The following is a 438-nucleotide window of genomic DNA, read 5'->3' on the forward strand; positions in this document are numbered from 1 at the left end:
TTGATGGACCTGCATGAGCAGCTGGTCAGGCTCCTGGCGCTGGGATACACTAGCCGCAGGCAGCTTAAGACGCTGTTGCACTATTTATTACAGGCAGGAAACGCCGCCGATCCGGTTGCTTTTTTGCGCCATCTTGCGCAAAACGTTCCCCGGCGGCCGCATAAGGAGACGCTAATGAATATTGCCCAGTTTCTGGAACAACGCGGCCATCAGCAAGGATTAAAGCAAGGTCTTGAACAAGGTCTACAGCAAGGTATCGAGCAAGGTGAGCAGCAGACCGCGGAGCGTATCGCCCGGGCGATGCTTGTTAACGGACTCGACCTGTCGCTGGTGGCGAAACTGACCGGCCTCGCCCCGGAATGTCTGGCCCGGCTGCAGCATTAATTATTCCCTTATCCACCCGCGCCGCGCCGATCGTGCGGCGCGGGTGGATAAGGG

Annotated in this window: 1 pseudogene; it reads left to right on the forward strand. The window is 58.0% G+C overall.

Features of this window, described 5'->3' with window-relative positions:
* Nucleotides 1-384, forward strand: a pseudogene (locus M3225_RS29030) (hypothetical protein); the annotation flags it as partial.
* Between the last annotated feature and the right edge of the window lie 54 nt (nt 385-438).

This window comes from Priestia aryabhattai (assembly GCF_023715685.1).
Lineage (GTDB): Bacteria > Bacillota > Bacilli > Bacillales > Bacillaceae_H > Priestia > Priestia aryabhattai_B.